This is a genomic window from Limosilactobacillus portuensis (assembly GCF_028607025.1).
Taxonomy (GTDB): Bacteria; Bacillota; Bacilli; order Lactobacillales; family Lactobacillaceae; genus Limosilactobacillus; species Limosilactobacillus portuensis.
The window spans coordinates 1452196-1473044 of the sequence record NZ_CP117296.1; the positions used below are offsets into that span (position 1 = coordinate 1452196).

Here is a 20849-nt window from a genome sequence, read left to right on the forward strand (position 1 = left end):
GGAGAAAGTAATGAAGAAAAAAACGTTAACATTAATTAGTGGGATCGTCTGTTGGTTACTATTTGGGATATTTCTAGCTGGTGTTATCCAGAATGCACACTGGATTAATCAAGTGGATCGTTTTGGTTATCAGTTAACCCAGCCCACCTACCATTTAAAAACGCAAATCATGATTGCCCTAACATACTTTGGAGATCCAATCATCATTCAAGTTCTTACCATTTTCCTTGCTCTCTACCTCTGGTGGCAAGACAGGTTCAACGAGAGCTTATGGTATGTACTTCTTCAATTTATTGGTTACTCACTAGTTATTTTGACTAAGTATAACGTTCTCCGTGCTCGTCCAAGTAATAAGCTTTTCCCGGCTAACGGCTATAGTTTTCCTAGTGGGCACACTTTCGCTACAGCAATCTTTGTTTTTACCCTACTTGCCGTGATTCTTCCTTACCTTCACTTTCAAGGAGCAAGAATTGGGGTAACCTTAATATTCTTCCTCTGGATTATTATAATTATGGTTACTCGGGTTTATCTCCGTGACCATTTTACAAGCGATGTCATTGGCGGCTTCTTACTGGCAAGTGGCTGGTGGCTAATCACCAAGACGTTTCGTCACCAACTTTCTCAATGGCTGATCAAGCCGATTACAAGAATTCAAAGTAGGAATTAAAACAAAAAAAGAACTCAAGAGAAGAAACCTTCTCCTGAGTTCTTTTTAGGTCAGGGCGGTATGTGGGATTCGAACCCACGCGTGCCGGACCCACAAACCGGTGTGTTAACCAAACTTCACCAATACCGCCATAATGACTCCAAAGAAAATAATATCACATATTGGTTCAGTAATACAATAAAAATCAAAAAGACTTTGTAATGATTACTAATTTGGTATAAATTAGCACCATCCAAAGCCTTTTCAATCAGGAACATCATCATTTGCTGTTAGAAGAATTAACCAGAACTTTTAATTACTTTTCTGCTTTTTTACTTATCTGATCATTTTCTGCCATTAATTTCTTAACTTCTGGAGTCCATGAATCCTTTCGAATCCTTACAAACCAGAATGGTAGAAGGATTAATACTGCACTAATAATTGCAACAATGATAAAGTCCTTCAGCGTCCCTACAGCGAACGTTGCAACTAGGGCAATAATAATGGTAGCAATTAAGATCAGTGCAATTAACCATGCTACAAAAGTATTACCGACCTTAAATGGCCGTTTCAAATTTGGCTGTTTAATCCGCAATTTAATGAACCCGATTGCCATAAAGATATAAACAGCACAATAAAGAACAGTGGTAGCATTAACTAATTCCAAGAATGCCGAATTAATACCTGGAATTAGTAAATAAACAAGTGCAAAGAAAGAAATAATTGATGCTTGAGTAATCAGAATAGTATGTGAATCACCAAAACGATCTGTCTTCCAGAACTTAAACTTAGGAGGATATAATCCCTTCTGAGCACTTGAAATAATGGTCTTACCTGGACCTGATGCCCATGCCGATAGCTGAATACTAACACCAATGAAGACTAAAATACTAAATACATTAGCGATCCATGACGGCAAGCCTAAAATTTTATCATATACGATAACCGGTTGAACAATGTTATTAAGATCAATTTTACTTGATGAAACAACAGCAGCTTCGAGGAACCCGTTAACGATATTAAGAGCAAACATAAAGACTAGTGTAACCAAAACACCAATTGGGTAGTAAGATACCTTTTTAATCCGTGTAATATAAACAGAAGACATTTCAATTCCCGTATAAATAAAGATAATTGGTGAGAAGAAGGCAAGTGATTTCATGTCTGTAGGATCTGGTAATAATTTACCAGCTGAGAAATTACCCAAAATTGATGAAGGGTGAATTCCTGATTTAATAACTGCCCAAATTCCCAAAACAGTCATTATAACCAGTGGGATATAAATTCCAGCCCAAGCACCTATTTGTCCAGTAATCTTCGCCATATCAAACTTCATATTAAGAAAGGTAATAATCCAATACACAACTAAGATAACAATTAATGTAAAGATATTATTATTACCCAAACTTTCTCGGTTAATTGCAGTTACTAAAAGCGGTGCAAAGCTGAGGCAACCATAACCATCCCTGGGAACATTTGAACCCACAGTAACCAAGAAGTGGCAAAGCCATAACTTCCTCCTAAAGAGCTACTAACCCATAATTCTGGTCCCCCTTTTTCAGGGAAGGAACTACCAAATTCACCTGCAATCAGGCAAATTGGTAAGGCAAATAGTAAGCTAGCTACTCCCATGTAGAAGAACATAGTCCATCCAGAACCAGCTACATCAGGGATATTACGAATACTTGCCGCCAAAGCAACCGTCATCCCAATAAAAGTTATGAGGCTAACCTTTGACGTTTTACTTTTCATACGATAAACTCCCCTCTAATAATTAAAGAATCTCATTTAGCTTCTTTTCCATTGACTTAGCGATACCTTGTGAGTAGAAGTCGAAGAGTTTAGTATCATTTAAGTAAGGTGTCATAATAGCAGCCCGCAACAATGTTACTGCGCCAACTTTATTCCACTCGTCTTCAGAAAAGCCAATCCGCTTAATAAATGGAACTGGTGAATCTCCATACGTATCTTTTCTAAAAATAGTATGGGATGTTATGAAGCGATTAGAATAAACATGACTATCATAAATTGATGAGAAGTTAAACATCTTTTCGTTCAATTCATTTGTCTTCTTTAAGCTAGTTTCACCATTAATCTTCAGAACCCAATCAACCATATTAAAGTCTGGGTTATCAAGAGGATATACATCGACTTCCTTACCCTTAACATTAAACTTTAACTTCTTAAGGAAGTCACGGAAGCGTTGAGCAGTTTCAATAGAAGAACCAATTAAACGACCATAGCCAGTTACGTTAAGTGGTAATGTCCGGTGAGCAGCCCAAACAGCGGCAGCAGTAGCACCAGACTTTGACCCACCAATAATATAAGATCCAAGCATATCTGGAGCTTCAGTAGTTTTCTTTTCGAAAACATATGGTGCAAAGTAAGAAATAACATTTCGCATGCTTTGATACTTAATAGCAATTCCACCAGCTGAATATGGAACATACCCCATCTTGTGAGGGTCAATAGTTACTGATTCAGCATCCTTGATTGCTTTGAAACCACGATATACATGCTCAGAGATACGAACTGGGTAGTTGAAGACGTGGTGCTTTTTAAGCATGTCAGCTAATTGATCGTATTCAACAAAATTGCCATTTTCGTCCTTAAACAGTGCACGACCATAGCCACCGTAAGCAGCATCGACGTGAAGATAGAAGTAGACACCTTGCTTCTCCATTTCTTTACGGAATTTAACGATCCGATCAACCTCATCAACTTGACCTTCTTCAGTAGTTCCGACAACGGCAACTACTCCGAGAATTGGGGTCTTTTCGGCAGCTAACTTCTTAATTGTCTCTTCTAGAATATCAATGTTCATCCGAAAATCGCTCTTTACTGGAATTTGAATCATTTGGTCAAGACCAACACCAGAAATATCAAGAGCTTTGAGCCAAGAATAGTGTTTAGTATATGGGACAATGAACTTTCCTAGTTTTTGAATATTCTTACCGCTTCGTGATGAATGAGCCTTAACAGCATTAATTTCATCTGGAGTAAGTGTTGCTAAGATCTTAAGCACCTTTTCAACTGACATATTAAGGAGTTCCCAATCGCTTAAGCCTTTAACTTTATCAGGAACAACTTCCTTAAAGGCTAATGTCATTGACTTAAATTGTCGAGCATACCATAATCCCTCAAGATTAGCCATCGAACCATCATGAGTAATGTGACCCCAGCCATCTTTATAATCAAATAGCTTAGCAAAGTCTTCTCCAACTTCCGATTCCATCTTTGAAGTGGCAACTGATGATTCCAAAGCAACGTTATTACTGTTCCACAACATGTAATCTTTCGATTGCTATAATCGTTGATATATCAACGTTCGTCAATCAGTTGGTGTCGCCAAAGTGTCCCAACTACTTAAAAAAGAGCAATTTGAGTATTCAGATTGTTCTTTTTTTGTTTTAAAAATAATACCCGACACCTCAAAGGAAGTGCCGGGTTATCTTGTTCCACTCAAACTTAACTTACCTGCATTATAACATAAACTGCTGTTCACTTTACGGAAATAAAAAAGACGATATACTTTAACTGTCAAGTCTAGTATATCGTCTTTACCATCAGCTCTTCCTGATGGATTTTTTTGTTTTAAACTAATGATAACTTTTGTAAGGTCTTTACTAATTTAGGGTTTTCTAATAATTCATTCATAGTTGATTTAGGATTAATATCAACAGTTTTATTTACAACCTTGCTTATTTTTTTACTTGGAACTTTAACGAATTGTCCTCTTAACCTTTGATTCATTATATCAGCTCCTTTCAAATTGATATCAGTATACTACTATAGACATTTGTAACAACCAAATATCCGTAAAGCTTTTCATCATTCATAATATATACCTCAAGCAATTATTATACGACAAAAATCCCTAGTGGTCATTGCAGATTGTGCAACTACCACTAGGGATTGATTCGTTTATTCAAATTTTCCGTATGCTTCGTTGGTGTAGGCGTTTCGTACTGCTACATAACCATATTGACCGTTACCACGTGGCTGACGAATATAAACAAAACCATTAGTCCGAGCCCAGGCATCGTACTTCACGACATCACCAGCATGTAATACCGAGATTACTGAACTAGAAGGAGTAGCGCCCCAACGAAGATGTAAATCAGTATTAGCGGTAAACTTACCATTCTCAGCGTGCCAAGTTACTCCAAGAGAGTCTTGCCAAGTTGTCCCAGCGTATGATGGAACATTGGAAGTCTTTGCTTCGTTTTTCTGTGGTGCTGGTTGAGCGGTATGAGTAACAGTTCCATCACCCTTAGCGATTGCTTGCCAGCCATTAGCATCAACATAGAATAAAGAACGGTCTTCAGTGTTACCCGTGAATTGCCAACCAGTAAGATCTTTCCAAGGAGCGAAATTATAACTAGACAAGAATGGTGGAACTGTCCAAGAATTAGTGTACCAAGGATAACCAGCGCCCCATAATCCACAAGTATCTGCACAATTAGCTACTTGCCATACCGCAGAAAATTGTACATAAATAATCGGCCAGACACCAGTCTGACGGTGAATCTCATTAACAAATTGACGACACCAATTAGTGTTACCCCACGAAGCATTTTGTGCAGATTCCCAATCCAAGCCAAGAATTGCCTCATGGACGTAGCCCTTAACATTCTTCAAGAAGTAGTTAGCTTCTGAAATTGGGTCCCCACCGCTTGCATAGTGATATACACCTAGTAGTTTCCCAGCCTTTTTTGCTGCTTGATAGTCAATATCACAGAACGGGTTAACATAGCCCGTCCCCTGCGTGGCTTTAACAATAACAGCGTCCGCATTATCATCTGTGGCGTACCAGCGAGGTGAGCCTGAATAAACATCTACTACTTTTAATGGCATAAGATAACCTCCTTATTTTGCTTCAACAGGTTGGGTGTTATTTACGTTGTCTTGAACTTTTGGTTTATCTTGATTCGGCTGTTCAAGATTCTTAAATACATACGGTTTCTCATTACTTGTAGGCGTTAATGGCGACTTTTCGTAAGCTGATTGCACCGCTGATTCAATTGCCTTGACATCAACGTTAGTAAAGCCTTGCTTAGCAAGTGCATCTTGTACAATTGCCGTTGCTTGGGCGAACTTAGCATCACCAGTAATGTCCTTACTTACTAAGGAGTTGACTGCCGTATTAGCAACCTGTTCAATGAAGCTCCACAGCTCTTTTGATTGAGTAGTTTTGGCATGTTGAACCTTGCTGTGTAGTAAGTTCTTCCCTGCATTCATGAGATAAAAAATAGCGGTAGAAACAACCGCTGTAATTACATATTCCGGAATTGCATTAATAATTTCATTCATCTTCGTTCCTCCAAACTAGTGATTCTCCGTTCATGATCTTTTAGTTCTTCATCATGTCGAATAAACTTCTTATCACCATTTTCCAATCGTGCTTCTGCCTTTGCCTGACGACGATTAAATTCAGTTAAATTGTCGTTAACGTCACTTAGTTTTCGTCTAATCGGGCCAAAAAGCTCAATATCGAGCTTCTTGATTACCCATCGAATAATCCCTACTATCACTATCAAAATTGCAGCTATCGATCCCCACTCGTCCCAACTTAAACTAAACAATGAATGAGGTGTAATCCAACCCATTTCATGCTCACCTCCAAATTTTTGGTACAAAAAAAGCGCCAACCGAAGTCAGCGCTGAAACTATTACTTGAACAGTTTATGAATTAGATGTTTAATGTGCTTACTAGGCACAATCAAGAAGATTACACACCAGTGCATGGAGTCACCCCCCATTCTTGCACATAGTAAGAGCTGATTAGACCCTCGGCGTGCTTGTCTATTGTATCATAATAGGTTTATGTTATAATACATGTATCAAGAAGATTATACCGGCGTGCAAATCGGTTTCAGTTGATTACTTAAACCGTACCGGTAAACTTGGGCGCTTAATAGGCGTCCTTTTTTAGTTTAAACTTTATCTAATTAATGATATAATGAATTTGTCTTATTAAAGACACATTATTTATTGGCCCTTTGAGGTCGCATAGTTATCCTTCCCAAAGGTAACTACAACAAACATATAGAAAGTGCTAATTCTCCGATTCGGATTAGCGCTTTTTCCTTTTATAGCCGCCCATAACAAAAGCCCCGTTGTATTAACAGCGAGGCTTATTTATGTATTGTGTATTTCTTTGGCGACTATGTGTTAGCTATATCCAGCTATCTAATTTACTATCTAGGCAACCGTAACTGGTGCCACGTAATCCTTACCAGTAATTTGCTTGTACTGTTCTGGTGTGATTACCACATTAACATACCCTGTTACTACATTACCTAGGATAAACATCGTTTTAACAAATTCCATCCAATCCATAATTAGTTACCTCCATTTTCTTTCTTATCTTTCATGGTTAACTGTGCTAACTGCAAGCCTAGCTGATTAATTGACTGCTTTAATTGCTTATTTTCAGCTGTTAATGACGCAACTTGTAAACCAAGGGTATTCATAGCCTGTGCACTTTCACTTGGTTTAATGTTAGCTTGCTGTTGCTGAATTGTGGCTTCCACTTGTTGCTGGAATGTTGCATCGTCCATTCCGCCAACCCACTCAGTGCCATTGAACTTTTGATAGCTCTTGGTTGGATCTGGCGCTACCGTTGTCGTATATGGCGGTAAATTGTTAGCATCTGCAACTTCAATTTCAGCTAATTGATACCCGTAATGTTGATCATACATAAATGCTTTCATCTTACTTTACCTCCTTTTATGATTCATACTTAGTTTGTACGACTGTCCATTTGTCCCATACACCGCCAACATGAAGTCGCATGAACATCCAGCCACCACTGCTAAAAATTAACTGTGTGTTAACGCCGTTGCTATTTCCCAGCTGGATAAGGTAGCCCCATGCAGTTGTGTTTTGCATTGCTTTAGGCCAATTACTATTCGCTGGCACCGTGCTATCACTCCAAAAGCCAAAATTATGCACTCCCGCACTGACATTATTAAGATCAGGATTATCTTTCCCAATAAAGTTGCCAATTTGCAGTGTATTACTATTCAACGTGTCTAATTGATTGTCTTGACCAATATTCTCTTCAAGTAGTTTGTTAAAGTTTTCAGCAATCTTTTCTGCACCTAAGTCCATACCAGTAAAGATGCTTGCAATATCTTTTGCTGTTATTGCCATTAATTATCATTCCTTTCCCTTATAGTAAAGAGCCTTGTAGCCCTCAAAGACTCCAAAGCTCTTGTCTGGTAGTTGTTTCATTGTTAACCCGTCACTCATCAAGTTAAAGCTATTAGTGATCTCAATCGTACTCATCCCATTAGTCGAGCTAGCCACTTTTGCTGGGATAATTTGTCGATTGCCACCACCGAACATACCCTTGGGTTCCGTCCCAATTGGGACTAACCCTAATGCATATTCAAGGTAGACTAATGACACCGTTGTCCCAGCAGTTAAGCTAACTGGCACCTTAACTTGAATCCCCCGAGTTTTAACCGTCAGATTTGCCCTTGGACTTTCACGGAAGCCATTAAAGGACGCCACTGACAAATTATAAGCAGTGTTGGGAGTTAATCCCGTTACTTGATACTGCTTATTGCTTACCGTAGCAATTAGCTGGTCGCCATTCCTGATTCGATACTGCATTCATCATCAGTCCCAACTTAGGTCAACACTATTAGCAGTAACGTTCTTAGCAGCTAAATTATTCACGTTAACCAGCGCTTCGTAAACCGTTAAGCTAATCACGTTAGAAACCTTTTCGCCAATCTTTGCGGTAATGGTTGCCGTCCCTGGAGCAATTGCTTTGACGTTCCCCGCACCATCAACCGTTGCCACTTGCGGGTTTGATGAGGTCAATACTGCTGCACCGTCAGTTTCATTAGCTTGGGTAATCGTAACGGTAACCTTAGCGGTTCCACCAACTTCAAGTGCTGTCTTATCAATTGCCAAGGTAATACTTTGAACCGGAATAGCACTTGTCTTAACCGTGATCACGTTCGACTTAGCACTTTCTCGCAAACCATTATAGGAACTTACAGCGAAGCGATAAGTTGAGTTAGCTGTTAAACCAGTAACGGTGTATTCTTTCTTGTCCTCAACTTCGGCAATCTTCGTCAGTTCACCGTCCGTTCCTGTTCCTTGATAAATATAGTATTTCATTAACTAATCCCTCCACAATAATCTTTGTGTGTGTTCATCAATGTAGACCGCCCGGAGGTCGGTTGGACTCGTTGGCTTTGAGAAGTAACCCGTATTCGGTGATAGGTAAGAATTACCTTCTCCATCACCTGCTTGGGCTTTAGTGTCATCAATTGGCATTCCCAAGTCAACCTTGATCGTCCGGTTACCATCAATCAGATACCAAGCGCCAAACTTATAGTGCGGTACGGCATCAAGATAGAAGTTCCGGGGAATCTTAACCTTAATCGTGTTTGCATCGGGGTACTCCGCAATGCAATTAATCAGCTTGGTGTTTGTTTGCCCGAAACCATGACTGGTCTTTCCCAAGCCATCCCGTTCAGTCCCGATAGCGTCCTCGTAGTACAGCACTGCTGGACGTAGTGGGTGTTCGCATTGATTATGCTTAATCTCAATCGTGTAGCCATAGAGGAAGTCTTCCAGGCTGTCCGCACTCAACAAGGATGAGTTCCGTTCCGCAACTAAGCCCATATCAGTATTAATGCTAATAACGTTCTGCTCATCCGGCGTTTCGTCCTTATGCTTAACCCGAATATTCCAGTAAGCCCCATGACCATCATCGTAATTGTCCCAACCATGTGTGATTGCAAGGTCACCGTCCATTAACGCTGTGTACTTCTGCATAGCACTAACGGTAGCAAAGTGGAATGGCCGGTCATGGAATTGGGCTTGTTTAAGAATCTCTTGAATCTGCTTCGCCATCGTTAGCAGCGATGAATACTTCGTCATTAATCCTTCTTTAGGATCATCAACGGCTGCTAAGGCATCTTGTAGTGATTGCTTATACTTCGCTAACCATTCAAGAAATTGTTGCTTAGTATCATCACCAAGCTCAGTCAACATTTTATTAGTATCGTCAACAATTTTCTTTAGTTGCTTAGTATCAACATCAGCTTCATCTTGAAGCTTCTTCAAAATATCGTTGAACTCATCAATAACCGACTTAGCATGTTTTCCCATGCGAGCGTAGAAGTTACTCCCCATGACTACTAATAGAATATTAACGGTTGATACAATCTTGCCGTCAGGACTGATAAAGCTGAAATATGCTTGTTCCCATTGACCGTCACATTGAAAAATGTTCGCATCAAAGTAAAGGGTAATCCGCCCGGTCTTAATCATATCAAGCTGTTGTGAATCGTCCATCTTCATATATGACCGAAAATCATTGTGCTGAAAATCAGTACCTTGAAACAGAACTCGCCAACCAGTCATATCTTGTGGAAGTGAATTTGAGTACACCCACAGCTTGATATAGCTATCAACATCACCAACACGTCCCTTAAACTTATCTGTAATATCAATCGTTTCATCTTGATCACGTAATAAGTCCACCGGAATATATTGATTTAATTTTGCTAATTGTGTTGCCACTATTTCTCACCTCCTCCTAGTTGGTTTAATGCTTCATCGCTCAATCCTAAAGTACCGGTCAGATTATTTTGTTTCTTATCTAAGCCGTCAATAGCATCACCAATGATTGTAAAGTTCTCAATTAACTGTTTACGCAGTTCTTGACCGTCTAGCGACAAGTCATGAATGTGTAGTCTGTCCTTTATCGCCATTTGTATCTTCCCCTTCTTCCGTACTCAACTTTAATTTGCCATCGTCACCAGCAGTTAAGGTGTAGACTTTCCCGTTAGGAGAGCGCAGTTGTACTCCATTAGTAGGGATATCATCAGCAGTAACTGGTGGATTAATTTCGTGTGACTTACTACCACTACTACCGTTACCACTATGAATAGCCGTTCTTGCGGCACTATCTCGATTACTCCATTCATCAGGGCCAAAAATCTTATTGCCAAATGTGATGGTATCGGTTTGAGTGGTCGTCGGGTCCTTATACTGAGTGAAGCTCTGAATACGCACATTCACGTCAATTCCAAAGCGGTCACGTAACCAGCCATTGTTACCAATTGCAATTTCGTTATTAATTCCACTCAGATTATTTTTAAAACTTACCCAATCCATTGTGTACTGAACATCCGGGTAATCGTGGAGTTGAGCCTTCATGGCATCTTTTAAGGCATTCTCATCTGTGATGGTGTCACTAGTAAACGGGTCCGCCCAGATTTTGTCCCACTTATCATCTGCTGCCATCGGACTATCATATTCGCCCTGACAGGTATATTGCGGCGGCTGGTCAGTCGTATCAGTTGTTGACGAATCATCAGAATCACTATTACCTTGAACCTTTGCTGCCATCTGTGCATTTCTTACACCAAAAGCAGGTGGCCACGCATTAATTGCTTGAATAACCGTTCCCCGTTCTGGGTTAGCTGCCATTTCAAGCGTGTTACTATCAAGAGCTAATGCAACATGGTAGGTTGAGCCTCTCGCACCCCAAAAGAGCATATCGCCCTCTTGATAAGGCGGACCAACTACTTGGCCTTGATACTCTTCGTAAGTAGTCGGTTGATGCATCGGAATACCAAAATGATTGTAGACATAAGCGACAAAACCGGAACAATCCCAGCCACTTGGTGTATTACCACCCCAGACATAAGGTGTTCCGGCATACTGACGAGCAAATGAAGCTACTGCTCCACTACCACCACCGGAATCACCGCCTGTGTTGTCTTGCTCAATCTCTTTACCAGTTCCCTTAATGGCTGTTTCGATTGTGGTGTAGTCCTCGCTAACTTGAATCTTTGAAGCGTTAACCTTGTCAATAAAGACAAATGAGTTGTCTTTACCAATCTTGGTTGCTAAATGAATTGTCGTGTTGTCGAACCAGAACTCAATGCCAAAAGCTTCAGCAATTGAACTCAGTACATCATCACCATGTGCATTGCCTAAGGTATCAGAGCCAAAATCATGGTCGCTAATGTTACCGTCAATTGAATAACTGAACTTACTTCCTGATACTAAAAAATCACAGCAAGCCTTTAATGATTGACTACCTGTGATTGTGTTATCTAAATATAAATCGTGTAAGTCATGAGCAATATGAATAGTTGTCACGGCATATACTCGGTATTTATTCGTTGGTACGGGGTTAGAAGTAGCAATGCGGTATTGTTGACCTGTTGTCGGGTCAGTAATAATTGCCCGAGGAGCAATCATCTTTTCAGCTACTTCATTATCCTCATTGGCAATAAAACTGAAGTTAAGTGTCGGATACGATTTTAACGTATCAGTAACGGCTACATCATAAGCATGTACTGCTGTTACATTCCCAGCTGGTGAGCGAATTGGTAAACTAAGCACGTGATCATCCCCCTAGTAATAAAACCGTGTATCAAACTTAATCGTGAAGTTACTAGCACCATCAAGGTGTAGCTTGTTAACTCCCGTTGCAAAATCTAAGAAGCCATGATTACCAGCATCATAATTTTGCGTACCGTTAACCGTTGGCATTACACCCTCAATAGTTAGCTTATCGTTAGCTGTGAGGGCGTTTTTATATTGAAATGATTGTCCCGTTGTCTGATTAGTCAGCGTAATACCATTTGAAGCGGTGCCTTGAAACTCAATCTTAACCGGATGTTCTTCTGCCGTAAGTTTGATAATCCCGGCGTTGAGGAACTCAAAATCACTTTGATTAGTAAAGGTATATTGCCATTCATTACGAAATAGTCCCATACCTAAACCAATTCCTTTACCAGTCTCTTTATCAAACTCTTGGGTGGTGTAAGAACTCTCGGCATATCCGGTCGGGCAGTCTAAGTTAATCTGCACGTTAGATGCCCGCCAAAATGAATTATCACGGCTAACGCTAACTGGTTCAGCATAAACCTTCCAACGAATTTCTTTATTAGCGGTGTCATAAACATAGAATGCTTCATGACTTTGGAGCATTCGATTAAGTTTCATTCGTTGCAGAAACAAGTCGTTAGAATCAATTGCCAACACATTCAAAGTTAACGGGATAACTAGCTGTTGGGCTTGAACACCAGTCATTAAGGCTCCGTACTGCCCGACTTGCTGGTAGTTGTAATTGTAGTTAGTCGTTGGTACATCAAACTTCTTTACCCGGAAACCAAGCTGATCTAAATCAAAAATAGTCCCATCGAGTTTTTGAAAAATTATTGTACTCACTAATAAACACCTCCCAGTGGTTGAGCACCTCCAACAGGAATAGCGCCACCGTTAGCTTGAATATTGATTTCATGACTTCTGATTGCTCGCCAAGTAGCGTAGGTAAGGTGACCGATTGTCTTACTATCAACATTCATGACAACGTTTAGATTACCGTCAATCTTTGTCGAACGACTAGCCACAGAACTAGCGGTTCGTACTTGATTAGTTCCCTGATTGATAACCGGCACTAAATTATTAGCGCTATTCTTGGCAGATTCAATCAGCTTGCTAAGAGTGCCGGCAAAGCCATTCGGGTTAATTTTGGCCCGTGCTTCGATGGCTTCGGCAATATGACCTTCTGAACTATCACGGGCTGGATTAATCGCAACTTCAGGTTCACCCGGTACTTCACCAAAGATAGAGAACTTATCAGCCCAACCACCATTAGCAAAACGACGACCACCTGTCGGCCCCCAACCGCCAAGAGTTAGATCAGAACGCCAAGTAGTATCGTTGAACATTGCTAGTAACTGGTCTAATGGGCTAAGAATATTTGTATGACCAGGCATTGCATAATGCATAAACGTTGGCTCAATAAATTGCAGAACCCCTTTTGATGGGTGCCCAGCTTTCGCATTACTGTCCCAGTTATTAACAGCGTTAGCTCGACCTCCAGATTCATGTTGAATAACATTCAGAATATGAGATATATCACCAGCGCTAACATCAACATGCATCAATTTAGCGGCTGCTTCAATCATTTCAGCACTAACTGAACCGCCACCCATAGTTTCCATGAATTTGTCGGCCATCTTTTTGATGAATTTTCCAATAGCGTCTTTAGCATAATCAAACGTTCCGTGAGTTGTACGCTTAACACCACCAAACGATGGCTGAGAGCTTAGCATACTATCAAGACCTGTCTTTTGCTTTAACCAGTCCCATATCTCACTAATACCCTTACCTAATAGGTCAAGAGCATCTTCAGCACCATCTTTAACATCATCAACAAAATCAGCCACCTTAGCACCAGTACCTTTTGCATAACCCGGCAACTTACCACCATTCATTAGCATTGCAGCTTTTGACTGTTCGTGAGTCAGAATTGAAGTACCCGCAGATAGGTAACGTAATTCAGGACCATTTGCACCATAGATTTCATAGCCTGTTGGGGTATGTGCAAGTTCAAATCCTTCTTCACCAACCATTGCTAGTTGATTGTTCATCAAAGCACCGGTACCAGTTGCATATCCTGTAGGAACGTTTGGCATATTGTTAGTGCTTTGTTGGAAAAACTTCAGCACGCCTTTAACACCGTTAAGGAACTTATTCCATATTCCACCAGCACGGCTATAACCTGAAGAATAATTGCTATTAACGCCTTGCATTTCAGTTTGTGAAGCTGTGATATGCCCAGTAGCTTGGTCCATTGCAGACCGATTAACTTCATTCTTTTGGTCTTCAATTTCTCTTGAAACTTTACGGTGCTGTTCACGGGCGGTCTTTGTTACTGAGTCGTATTGACGGTCAGCTTCTCTAACAGAGCCGTCACGTTGTTTCTTAGCATTATCAACAATATTTTCATACTGCTTTCTGCTAATGGTGTGATTCTCTTTGTATTCCCGTTCAGCCGTTTTAACAGTTTCTCGGTACTTCTGCTTAGCAGCTTTAACAACTTCATCTCTAGCCTTTTGAGCTGGGCGGACAGTTGCTTGATACTGCTTATTAGCGTCACGCTGTGTCTGCTTTAAATCTTGTTGACTTAACTTACCTTTTTTCTTGATTAAGTCCTTATAGATTTTTTCTTGCTGAGTGGCACCTTTCTTGACACTGGCATTAATCTTCTTATCAGCTTTCATCTGATCCTGAACTAAGACTTTTGTATAACGCTGATTCTCTTTCTGAAGTTCTCGAATTCGTTCCTGATTATATTTCTTTGAATTAGTACCATACTTACGGGCTATTTCTTGAAGTTTCTGAGTGCCACCGTTTTCGATATTTTCTAACTTTTTATAGTGATTGTTAGTATCTTTCTGCATGGTACTAAGCGTTTTCTGCTCTTGCTTAATACGAGCATCGTCAGCTTTTTTCTCAGCTTGTAGTTTCTTGTTAGCTTGCTGTTGAGTGATAACCCCTTCTTTAACAAGCTGTTCAAGATCCTTCTTGGAACGAGCTTCCTTATCCGAATAATATTTCTTCAAAGACCGGCTCATATCGCTATAAAGCTTGTCAGTCTTTTGTTTAGTATCCGCAATACTTTTTGGATCGACACTCATTTTAATAACAGTACGAGTAATCTTATTAAGATCCGGGCGAATCGCTTTCGAGGTACCTTCCGTATCGGCATCAACCTTAATCTTAGTATGAGCAACTATTGAGTGACCTTTTAAGGCTTTATTAGCTGCATTACCTGCAGCCTCACCAATCTTCTTGCCAAGCCATTCACCGGCCATTGCGCCAACTGCTGTTCCACCTGGCCCCATAAATGAACCAGCAAAGGCACCTAACGCAGTACCCGCTACTGAGCCAACAGACCCGCCAACTTTTTGACCGGTATTGTGATTCGATAGTAGTTCAGTACCAACTCCAGCGGCCGCAGTTAGCATTGGGACGGCTTTATTAGCTCTTAATACACCCAATGCACCACTAGCTGAGTTAAGTCGTGGCAACATCATACGACCAGCGTTTTGTTCAGCACTATTCGGTGTTAAATATTGTGGACCCGCCGAGCTACTACCTAATGCATCAACTGCTTTTTGAGCAACGCCAAATGAAAGAACTGCATCCCTAGCTTTTGCCATCCACATGACAAATTCAGAAATCCGCTTTACAGCAAACATTGCCATCAATGCAACTGTAAAAGCTCTAACAGCTCCTTCGTGAGAAACTATTGCCTTAGTAAGATTGTCTAACAGAGTTAAAACGTCTACCGTCTGTTTTCCATTCGTTCCGACAAGCCCAAACATAGTACCAATGATTCGCAAGAAATCTCCGAATACTTGCCAAACCGTATCACCCATAATAGCAACTAATTTAATAAGATTACCCGTTAAATCAACGATAGTGTCTTTATGATTGCCAATATAGGTTAATAGCTTAGCCGCACCGTCCATGATCGTACCGATTGCATTACCTAGCAACTTGGAATAACGAGAAATCATCTCATCGGATAGCAAGTCACGAATATCTTTTGACATCTGCTTGTTAGCTTTGAATGAGGTATTCATGACCTCACCCCAGAGAACGGACCAGCGTTGTTTGATATACATTTGCATACCAGTGAATGAGGTCATCGCTTCTTCAGTTGAGTTCTTGTACTTATTACTTAAGTAGTCAAGAGCTTTTTCAAAATCACCAGCTGTTAGTTTTCCTTGCGCTGATAACTGGTACAACTGCTTCATTGATTTACCAGTTGCTTTTTGCAAGGCTTCACCAAACATTGGGAACCGGTTAATCATGACAGACATATCTTCAGCGTTAGCCTTACCACCAGCAACGATCTTGGCGAACTGTTCACCAGCTTCAGCTAACTGGTCATTGGTCATATGGAGCGTTGAACCTAAACGAATGAAGCCATTAGTCCAATCTTTAGTTTCTTTAACGCTTGAATGAACGTGATAGAACGATTGAGCCATTCGGTCAATGGTACTTGCTGCATAGATAGAGTGCTGAGCCATATCATTGATATAGTTAACCAGCACTTTACCATCTTTCGGTGCTTCAGTGGTTAACGCCGTCCAAACCGTCTTCATTCGGTCTTGTTCAACGTTGTATTCCATACCAGCACGAGCGGCTTCTTTTAATCCATTACCGATTGCATGAATACCATTAATCGCCATTCCACCGATAAAGGTACCAGCGATCATATCTTTCAATCGCCCAAAACTATTAGTGGTCTGCTTGGCTTCTTGCTGTAACTGACGCATAGGGAGTGAAGCCTTGTCGTTCAGCTTAGCTTCAGTGATAATTCTTGCGGGAACTTTTCTCAATAATTCCTCGTAGTTAATCACTTCGCCACGTTGTGCTTGAGCAATTAATTCAGTGAGCTGTTTTTTAGGTATCTTTTTCAGTAACTGATCAAAGTTAGTAATACCCTGTTCTTTAGCTTGAGCGATTAACTCAGTCTTAACTTTTTGGGGAATTTTAGTGACCGATTTTTGCAATCCGTTAAGTTTCTCGTTGGCTGAATCGGTGTCAACCTTAGGCTCTATTTTGGGCTTTTCTTCACTGAGCTTCTTGCTCTTTTTTTCCAAATCGCCTAAGGCTTTTTCGGCTGGTAGTTTTTCAACATCAATATGAATAACGCCTTTTTCATCAGTCCACCTATTAATGTTGGTAACCATTTCCTTCGTCTTTTCAGAAGCTTTCTGAACGTTATTCTCAATGTTCTTTTCAGCTTTGTCACCAGCACTTTTACCAGTGTCTTTAAGGACTTGATCAAGTTCTTTTGATGCCTGTTGTGCTTGATCCTTATGCAAAACAACGTCAATGTTGACTGTACCGTCTGCTGCCATTTATATCCCCCCTTTTGTTAAGATTGCGCCCAATTTCTCAGAGTATTCATAAAGCCCGTGAATTGTTGTTCACGGGCTTCTTCAGTCCTATTCTCGTTAAGTTCGTAATATTGTTTTGCATTAAGTGCATCAGTTAGTTCTTGACCCTTTAATTCACTGGTATCTCGCATTCTAATTTGAATAATCCTACTCATATAAGTTTTATCATTCAGGCCAGCAAATAATGCCTTGAATTCGTCCCAGTGCATTTTTCCTTTCTCTTGAAGCAAGTTAATGCCGTACTGTTCACGGAAACTAGCGTAAATGGCTTGTGCATCTTGAGTATACGAATAGTATTTTATGGCTGGTGTTGGGGTGCCTTGCATATCTGAGCTAGATTCATCTTCACTATCGTTGCCATACGGTTGTTCTCGTAGGTAATTGCTAATCTGCTCAAAGGCAGAAACGGCGAAATCAGCGTCTTGTGGCTTAAAGCCAAAAAACATTTCAAAGGCAACTGACACCTTTTCCTCAGCGGTAAAATGTTCATCATCTAGTAACTGATAGAAACTAATTACCGTATCAAACGAGAGGTCAATTGGGTATGTCTTGCCTTGATACTCAAACTCATTGTTTAAGCCAGTCGGGTTACTTCTTGGATTCTCGCTTCTTGTTAGCGATAGCATGTTCATTCACCCGCTTCTTTTTACCTGTGTATTGAGCAGTACGGGCTTCATGCTTTTCACGTTGGCGAGCTTCGTTAGTACCATCAAGTTTTTCCTTAGTTTCACGCAAAACTTGGATCGTCTTAAACAGTGCATATGATTGTTGATCGTAGTAATCATAAATAGATTTACCCGCACCTTTAACACCAAGTACATCATCTAGTGCATCAAACACATCGCTAAGTAATGCTTTTTGCTGTTCTTCAAGGTAATTTTTGCGTTGATCAACAGTCATTTCATCTTCAAATTCCTTGGAGCTTTCTACCTGTTTATTGTAAAAGTCAGAAATCTCTAATTGCAGATTACGCAAAGCACGATCCATTTCATCATTAAATGTAACGTGATAGGTTTTACCACCAATAATTACACTTCTCTTGAAATTAAACTTGAATCGCTTATCTAAATCCATATTGATTGCAGACATCTTATGTATCCTCCTATCGTCTCACTTTGACTCGTCTCTGTTGTTTCTTAGTTACTACTTATTAGCGCTTGCTGGAACAAACTTAGGCTTACCGTTGAACACGGCTACAAAGCTGAATGTTTGCTTAGCACCTGGTTGACCACCAGCTGGGACAATGTTAGTTAGAGTGACAATCCCGTATACCTGTGAACCATCTGCAAAGGTAACCCGCATTAAAGTCTTTAAGTTGTCACCAATTTCTAACATCTTAGAAGCAATGTAGTCTTGCGCCTTATCACCATAGACACGGTGACCTGCAACAGTGAATTGGTAACGCTTAGAGGTAACGTCTGAAGTCCCAAAACCTTCACCATCGTAATATTCATCGTTAGCGGTGGTGTCGTTTTCAGCTGGGGTTAGGTTGTTAATACCAGCTGCTAAACGTGCCCATGCCGCCTTAGTAATATCGTTAACGTTATCTAAACCATCGGTAGCAATTTCAATCTTGTTTTGCCAGTTCAGTAAGAACTTACCGATATTAGTAGGTGCAGTATCGTCACCTGCTAGAGAATTGCTGTTCGTTGTCGTGCCAGCAGGTTGTGGTACTACATTACCCGCTGTTCCTGCTGCACTTGTTGGAGTTGTATTTTCATCAGCCATAATTTATCCTTCTTTCTTATTTTTCAAAAGTATCAACCGTAATTTTAAAATCAAAAACATATGTTACTGTTCCAGTAGTATCAGCCATTGCTGGGTGCGGGAACGAAGCAATCTCTAACGTTGAGAAAACAAAAGAGCCATCTTTTGAGATGACTCTAAAATCGTTATCGCCAAGTACGTTGGCAATCTGCCATAGCACTTGATTAATCAATCCTTCATCACTACCTCGCATGATTACTTCCATGAGGTATTGCTCAGTCTTATTACCAGCATAATCACGCTCAATCACATTAGAACCCGGTAACATTTGCAAACGAAGCTCTGGGTCATGCTTACCATTCAAGTAGCCGAGCAAGCATTTAAGCGGTAAGGCTAGTGAATTAATTGAGTCTTTAACTCGTTCTTTTAAATCCATTAGTGACCTCCTAATAATGAATCATTAACTTTATTCAGCCAGCGATTCATATATAAGTTCTTGGCTCGTAGATCCCAACGCCGTGACGCTTGCGGGTGTTCTGAACGAGTGTAATTACGAATCCGTGATTGTTGACCGGTCTTGTAGTTAGTAATAAATCCATAGAACTGTGCCTTAGCATACGGCTCATCATAAACAATTGTTTGTTTATTACCACTAATATGAGCCGAACCGGCTAGGTGACCCTGTTTGTATGGTACAAACTGGTCCATATCCTGCATGGCTTGGTTTGCAACAACATAGTTAGCTTTTTCTAGGTTAGCTTGACTAAATATTTCGGCTAGCTTTTTGCCGTTATAACTAACTCGTACACTCATCACAGCACCTCCAGTTCATACGAATACACCTTATTACTGTAAGGCTCTCGATTATCCACAATATTAGTAATCGTGTAGTCTCGTCCCTCAAATTTAAGGTGAGTTCCGACCCAATCGGGAGTAATCTTCGGTAGTGGCTCTGAAATACCAGCAAACAAAAAGACAATCGCATTAGCTGTGATTGTCCGGCTGTTATTTGAACCTGAATAAATCGTTTGTGGTTGAACCAACACGTTGTTGATTACTTGTTCCACAGTCTTTTGCTTCCCGTAATCGTCCTCTTCGCCCGTTGGCACTTTAAGCACGATGGATTGATTACACATCTTTTTAGGAATGCGTGGCAACATACCAATCACTCCCTCGGCCTCGATAAAGCAAACCATAATGAGCTAACAAACGGTAAGCTTCACGACAGACACCGTGAATCATTCCGTTTGTTGATGTATGGTTAGTTGGTTGTAAGGACAGCCGGCCAATCGAAATACTATTGAAGTCATCCCCGTTAACATATGAGGAGGTAATCCCTGTTTCAACAATAAAATCAATCTGTTCGCAAATAGCCGCTTTATAGGCATCTACTCGCTTCAAATTCTTGTCTTGGCTAATATCGTGATCGTTATAGTAATAATCAATCACGCCATCAATTGCTCGTTGAGCTTGTTTCTCAATTGAATCAAAATCAGAGGCAGATTTAAAAGCTGTATAGCCTAAATCGGAATATTCACTGAATGTTAGGTGTGCTGGATAAGCCATTACTTACCACCACCGTTAACTACATTGAGTAAATCATCCTTACTCATTGTTGAAGTGTAAGCCAAGCTGTGAGCGTCCATATAAGCCTTAATTTGATCTACTGTTTGAGCAGTCGTTGGCTTCACGCTACCATTTGGATCATAAGTTGGGACTGATTCCCCGCCTTGATTAGATGG

At 40.5% G+C, this 20849-nt stretch carries 24 protein-coding genes, 1 tRNA gene and 1 pseudogene; 1 reads left to right on the forward strand and 25 read right to left on the reverse strand.

The window, feature by feature from the left end; translation table 11 throughout:
- Positions 1-10 precede the first annotated feature (10 nt).
- Entirely contained in the window at positions 11-667 is a 657-nt protein-coding gene (locus tag PRK60_RS07405; RefSeq protein WP_191913035.1) for a phosphatase PAP2 family protein, read from the forward strand.
- Positions 668-721: 54 nt separating this feature from the next.
- Here the strand turns inward: PRK60_RS07405 and PRK60_RS07410 are convergent.
- The 25 genes and pseudogenes from PRK60_RS07410 to PRK60_RS07535 form a co-directional block, all read right to left on the reverse strand.
- Positions 722-796, reverse strand: a tRNA-His gene (locus PRK60_RS07410).
- Between the two features lie 166 nt (positions 797-962).
- Positions 963-2398: pseudogene (locus PRK60_RS07415) on the reverse strand (amino acid permease).
- Between the two features lie 22 nt (positions 2399-2420).
- Entirely contained in the window at positions 2421-3935 is a 1515-nt protein-coding gene (locus tag PRK60_RS07425; RefSeq protein ID WP_273645888.1) for a pyridoxal-dependent decarboxylase, read from the reverse strand.
- 305 nt (positions 3936-4240) lie between these two features.
- Positions 4241-4399, reverse strand: coding sequence for a hypothetical protein (locus PRK60_RS07430; RefSeq protein WP_164498286.1), 159 nt, complete (start codon positions 4397-4399; stop codon positions 4241-4243).
- A gap of 171 nt (positions 4400-4570) precedes the next feature.
- Entirely contained in the window at positions 4571-5503 is a 933-nt protein-coding gene (locus PRK60_RS07435; RefSeq protein WP_216972446.1) for a GH25 family lysozyme, read from the reverse strand.
- A gap of 12 nt (positions 5504-5515) precedes the next feature.
- Positions 5516-5959 (reverse strand): phage holin, LLH family, encoded by a 444-nt coding sequence (locus PRK60_RS07440; protein ID WP_273645889.1) that lies wholly within the window; start codon positions 5957-5959, stop codon positions 5516-5518.
- The gene (locus tag PRK60_RS07445) at positions 5956-6255 is read right to left on the reverse strand and encodes a hypothetical protein (RefSeq protein WP_102168910.1); all 300 of its coding nucleotides are present in this window, start codon (positions 6253-6255) and stop codon (positions 5956-5958) included. The genes PRK60_RS07440 and PRK60_RS07445 overlap by 4 nt, the downstream gene beginning before the upstream one ends.
- A gap of 595 nt (positions 6256-6850) precedes the next feature.
- The gene (locus tag PRK60_RS07450; RefSeq protein WP_273645890.1) at positions 6851-6988 is read right to left on the reverse strand and encodes an XkdX family protein; all 138 of its coding nucleotides are present in this window, start codon (positions 6986-6988) and stop codon (positions 6851-6853) included.
- Between the two features lie 2 nt (positions 6989-6990).
- Positions 6991-7362, reverse strand: coding sequence for a hypothetical protein (locus tag PRK60_RS07455; protein WP_148444710.1), 372 nt, complete (start codon positions 7360-7362; stop codon positions 6991-6993).
- A gap of 16 nt (positions 7363-7378) precedes the next feature.
- Entirely contained in the window at positions 7379-7804 is a 426-nt protein-coding gene (locus tag PRK60_RS07460) for a hypothetical protein (protein ID WP_273645891.1), read from the reverse strand.
- 6 nt (positions 7805-7810) lie between these two features.
- A complete protein-coding gene (locus PRK60_RS07465) occupies positions 7811-8269 on the reverse strand; it encodes a fibronectin type III domain-containing protein (protein WP_273645330.1) in 459 nt (152 codons plus the stop codon).
- A 6-nt stretch (positions 8270-8275) separates the two neighbouring features.
- On the reverse strand, positions 8276-8785 hold the full coding sequence (locus PRK60_RS07470) for an Ig-like domain-containing protein (RefSeq protein WP_273645892.1): 510 nt from the start codon (positions 8783-8785) through the stop codon (positions 8276-8278).
- 3 nt (positions 8786-8788) lie between these two features.
- A complete protein-coding gene (locus tag PRK60_RS07475; protein ID WP_273645893.1) occupies positions 8789-10198 on the reverse strand; it encodes a DUF2479 domain-containing protein in 1410 nt (469 codons plus the stop codon).
- Positions 10198-10389, reverse strand: a complete 192-nt coding sequence (locus PRK60_RS07480; RefSeq protein ID WP_102168127.1) for a hypothetical protein — start codon at positions 10387-10389, stop codon at positions 10198-10200. Before PRK60_RS07480 ends, PRK60_RS07475 begins: the two co-directional genes overlap by 1 nt.
- Positions 10358-12034 (reverse strand): phage tail protein, encoded by a 1677-nt coding sequence (locus tag PRK60_RS07485; RefSeq protein WP_273645894.1) that lies wholly within the window; start codon positions 12032-12034, stop codon positions 10358-10360. The genes PRK60_RS07480 and PRK60_RS07485 overlap by 32 nt, the downstream gene beginning before the upstream one ends.
- A 12-nt stretch (positions 12035-12046) precedes the next feature.
- Entirely contained in the window at positions 12047-12865 is an 819-nt protein-coding gene (locus PRK60_RS07490) for a phage tail domain-containing protein (protein WP_273645895.1), read from the reverse strand.
- The gene (locus PRK60_RS07495) at positions 12865-17361 is read right to left on the reverse strand and encodes a tape measure protein (RefSeq protein ID WP_273645896.1); all 4497 of its coding nucleotides are present in this window, start codon (positions 17359-17361) and stop codon (positions 12865-12867) included. The genes PRK60_RS07490 and PRK60_RS07495 overlap by 1 nt, the downstream gene beginning before the upstream one ends.
- A gap of 17 nt (positions 17362-17378) precedes the next feature.
- On the reverse strand, positions 17379-18032 hold the full coding sequence (locus PRK60_RS07500; protein ID WP_273645897.1) for a Gp15 family bacteriophage protein: 654 nt from the start codon (positions 18030-18032) through the stop codon (positions 17379-17381).
- Positions 17989-18489, reverse strand: coding sequence for a hypothetical protein (locus PRK60_RS07505; RefSeq protein ID WP_273645898.1), 501 nt, complete (start codon positions 18487-18489; stop codon positions 17989-17991). Before PRK60_RS07505 ends, PRK60_RS07500 begins: the two co-directional genes overlap by 44 nt.
- Before the next feature lie 54 nt (positions 18490-18543).
- A complete protein-coding gene (locus PRK60_RS07510; protein ID WP_316243089.1) occupies positions 18544-19128 on the reverse strand; it encodes a phage tail tube protein in 585 nt (194 codons plus the stop codon).
- Positions 19129-19144: 16 nt separating this feature from the next.
- Positions 19145-19543, reverse strand: a complete 399-nt coding sequence (locus PRK60_RS07515; RefSeq protein WP_273645899.1) for a phage tail terminator protein — start codon at positions 19541-19543, stop codon at positions 19145-19147.
- Positions 19543-19920, reverse strand: a complete 378-nt coding sequence (locus PRK60_RS07520) for a minor capsid protein (RefSeq protein WP_273645900.1) — start codon at positions 19918-19920, stop codon at positions 19543-19545. The genes PRK60_RS07515 and PRK60_RS07520 overlap by 1 nt, the downstream gene beginning before the upstream one ends.
- The gene (locus PRK60_RS07525) at positions 19920-20267 is read right to left on the reverse strand and encodes a putative minor capsid protein (RefSeq protein WP_273645901.1); all 348 of its coding nucleotides are present in this window, start codon (positions 20265-20267) and stop codon (positions 19920-19922) included. Before PRK60_RS07525 ends, PRK60_RS07520 begins: the two co-directional genes overlap by 1 nt.
- Positions 20248-20673: a head-tail connector protein gene (locus tag PRK60_RS07530; protein WP_273645902.1), complete on the reverse strand. Its 426-nt coding sequence runs from the start codon at positions 20671-20673 to the stop codon at positions 20248-20250. The genes PRK60_RS07525 and PRK60_RS07530 overlap by 20 nt, the downstream gene beginning before the upstream one ends.
- Positions 20673-20798: a hypothetical protein gene (locus PRK60_RS07535; RefSeq protein ID WP_273645903.1), complete on the reverse strand. Its 126-nt coding sequence runs from the start codon at positions 20796-20798 to the stop codon at positions 20673-20675. Before PRK60_RS07535 ends, PRK60_RS07530 begins: the two co-directional genes overlap by 1 nt.
- Positions 20799-20849: the final 51 nt, after the last annotated feature.

Coding starts and splice junctions, on each gene's coding strand:
- PRK60_RS07405 (WP_191913035.1), top strand. CDS start 11: ATGAAGAAAAAAACGTTAACATTAATTAGTGGGATCGTCTGTTGGTTA.
- PRK60_RS07425 (WP_273645888.1), bottom strand. CDS start 3,935: ATGTTGTGGAACAGTAATAACGTTGCTTTGGAATCATCAGTTGCCACT.
- PRK60_RS07430 (WP_164498286.1), bottom strand. CDS start 4,399: ATGAATCAAAGGTTAAGAGGACAATTCGTTAAAGTTCCAAGTAAAAAA.
- PRK60_RS07435 (WP_216972446.1), bottom strand. CDS start 5,503: ATGCCATTAAAAGTAGTAGATGTTTATTCAGGCTCACCTCGCTGGTAC.
- PRK60_RS07440 (WP_273645889.1), bottom strand. CDS start 5,959: ATGAATGAAATTATTAATGCAATTCCGGAATATGTAATTACAGCGGTT.
- PRK60_RS07445 (WP_102168910.1), bottom strand. CDS start 6,255: ATGGGTTGGATTACACCTCATTCATTGTTTAGTTTAAGTTGGGACGAG.
- PRK60_RS07450 (WP_273645890.1), bottom strand. CDS start 6,988: ATGGATTGGATGGAATTTGTTAAAACGATGTTTATCCTAGGTAATGTA.
- PRK60_RS07455 (WP_148444710.1), bottom strand. CDS start 7,362: ATGAAAGCATTTATGTATGATCAACATTACGGGTATCAATTAGCTGAA.
- PRK60_RS07460 (WP_273645891.1), bottom strand. CDS start 7,804: ATGGCAATAACAGCAAAAGATATTGCAAGCATCTTTACTGGTATGGAC.
- PRK60_RS07465 (WP_273645330.1), bottom strand. CDS start 8,269: ATGCAGTATCGAATCAGGAATGGCGACCAGCTAATTGCTACGGTAAGC.
- PRK60_RS07470 (WP_273645892.1), bottom strand. CDS start 8,785: ATGAAATACTATATTTATCAAGGAACAGGAACGGACGGTGAACTGACG.
- PRK60_RS07480 (WP_102168127.1), bottom strand. CDS start 10,389: ATGGCGATAAAGGACAGACTACACATTCATGACTTGTCGCTAGACGGT.
- PRK60_RS07495 (WP_273645896.1), bottom strand. CDS start 17,361: ATGGCAGCAGACGGTACAGTCAACATTGACGTTGTTTTGCATAAGGAT.
- PRK60_RS07500 (WP_273645897.1), bottom strand. CDS start 18,032: ATGAACATGCTATCGCTAACAAGAAGCGAGAATCCAAGAAGTAACCCG.
- PRK60_RS07505 (WP_273645898.1), bottom strand. CDS start 18,489: ATGTCTGCAATCAATATGGATTTAGATAAGCGATTCAAGTTTAATTTC.
- PRK60_RS07510 (WP_316243089.1), bottom strand. CDS start 19,128: ATGGCTGATGAAAATACAACTCCAACAAGTGCAGCAGGAACAGCGGGT.
- PRK60_RS07515 (WP_273645899.1), bottom strand. CDS start 19,543: ATGGATTTAAAAGAACGAGTTAAAGACTCAATTAATTCACTAGCCTTA.
- PRK60_RS07520 (WP_273645900.1), bottom strand. CDS start 19,920: ATGAGTGTACGAGTTAGTTATAACGGCAAAAAGCTAGCCGAAATATTT.
- PRK60_RS07525 (WP_273645901.1), bottom strand. CDS start 20,267: ATGTTGCCACGCATTCCTAAAAAGATGTGTAATCAATCCATCGTGCTT.
- PRK60_RS07530 (WP_273645902.1), bottom strand. CDS start 20,673: ATGGCTTATCCAGCACACCTAACATTCAGTGAATATTCCGATTTAGGC.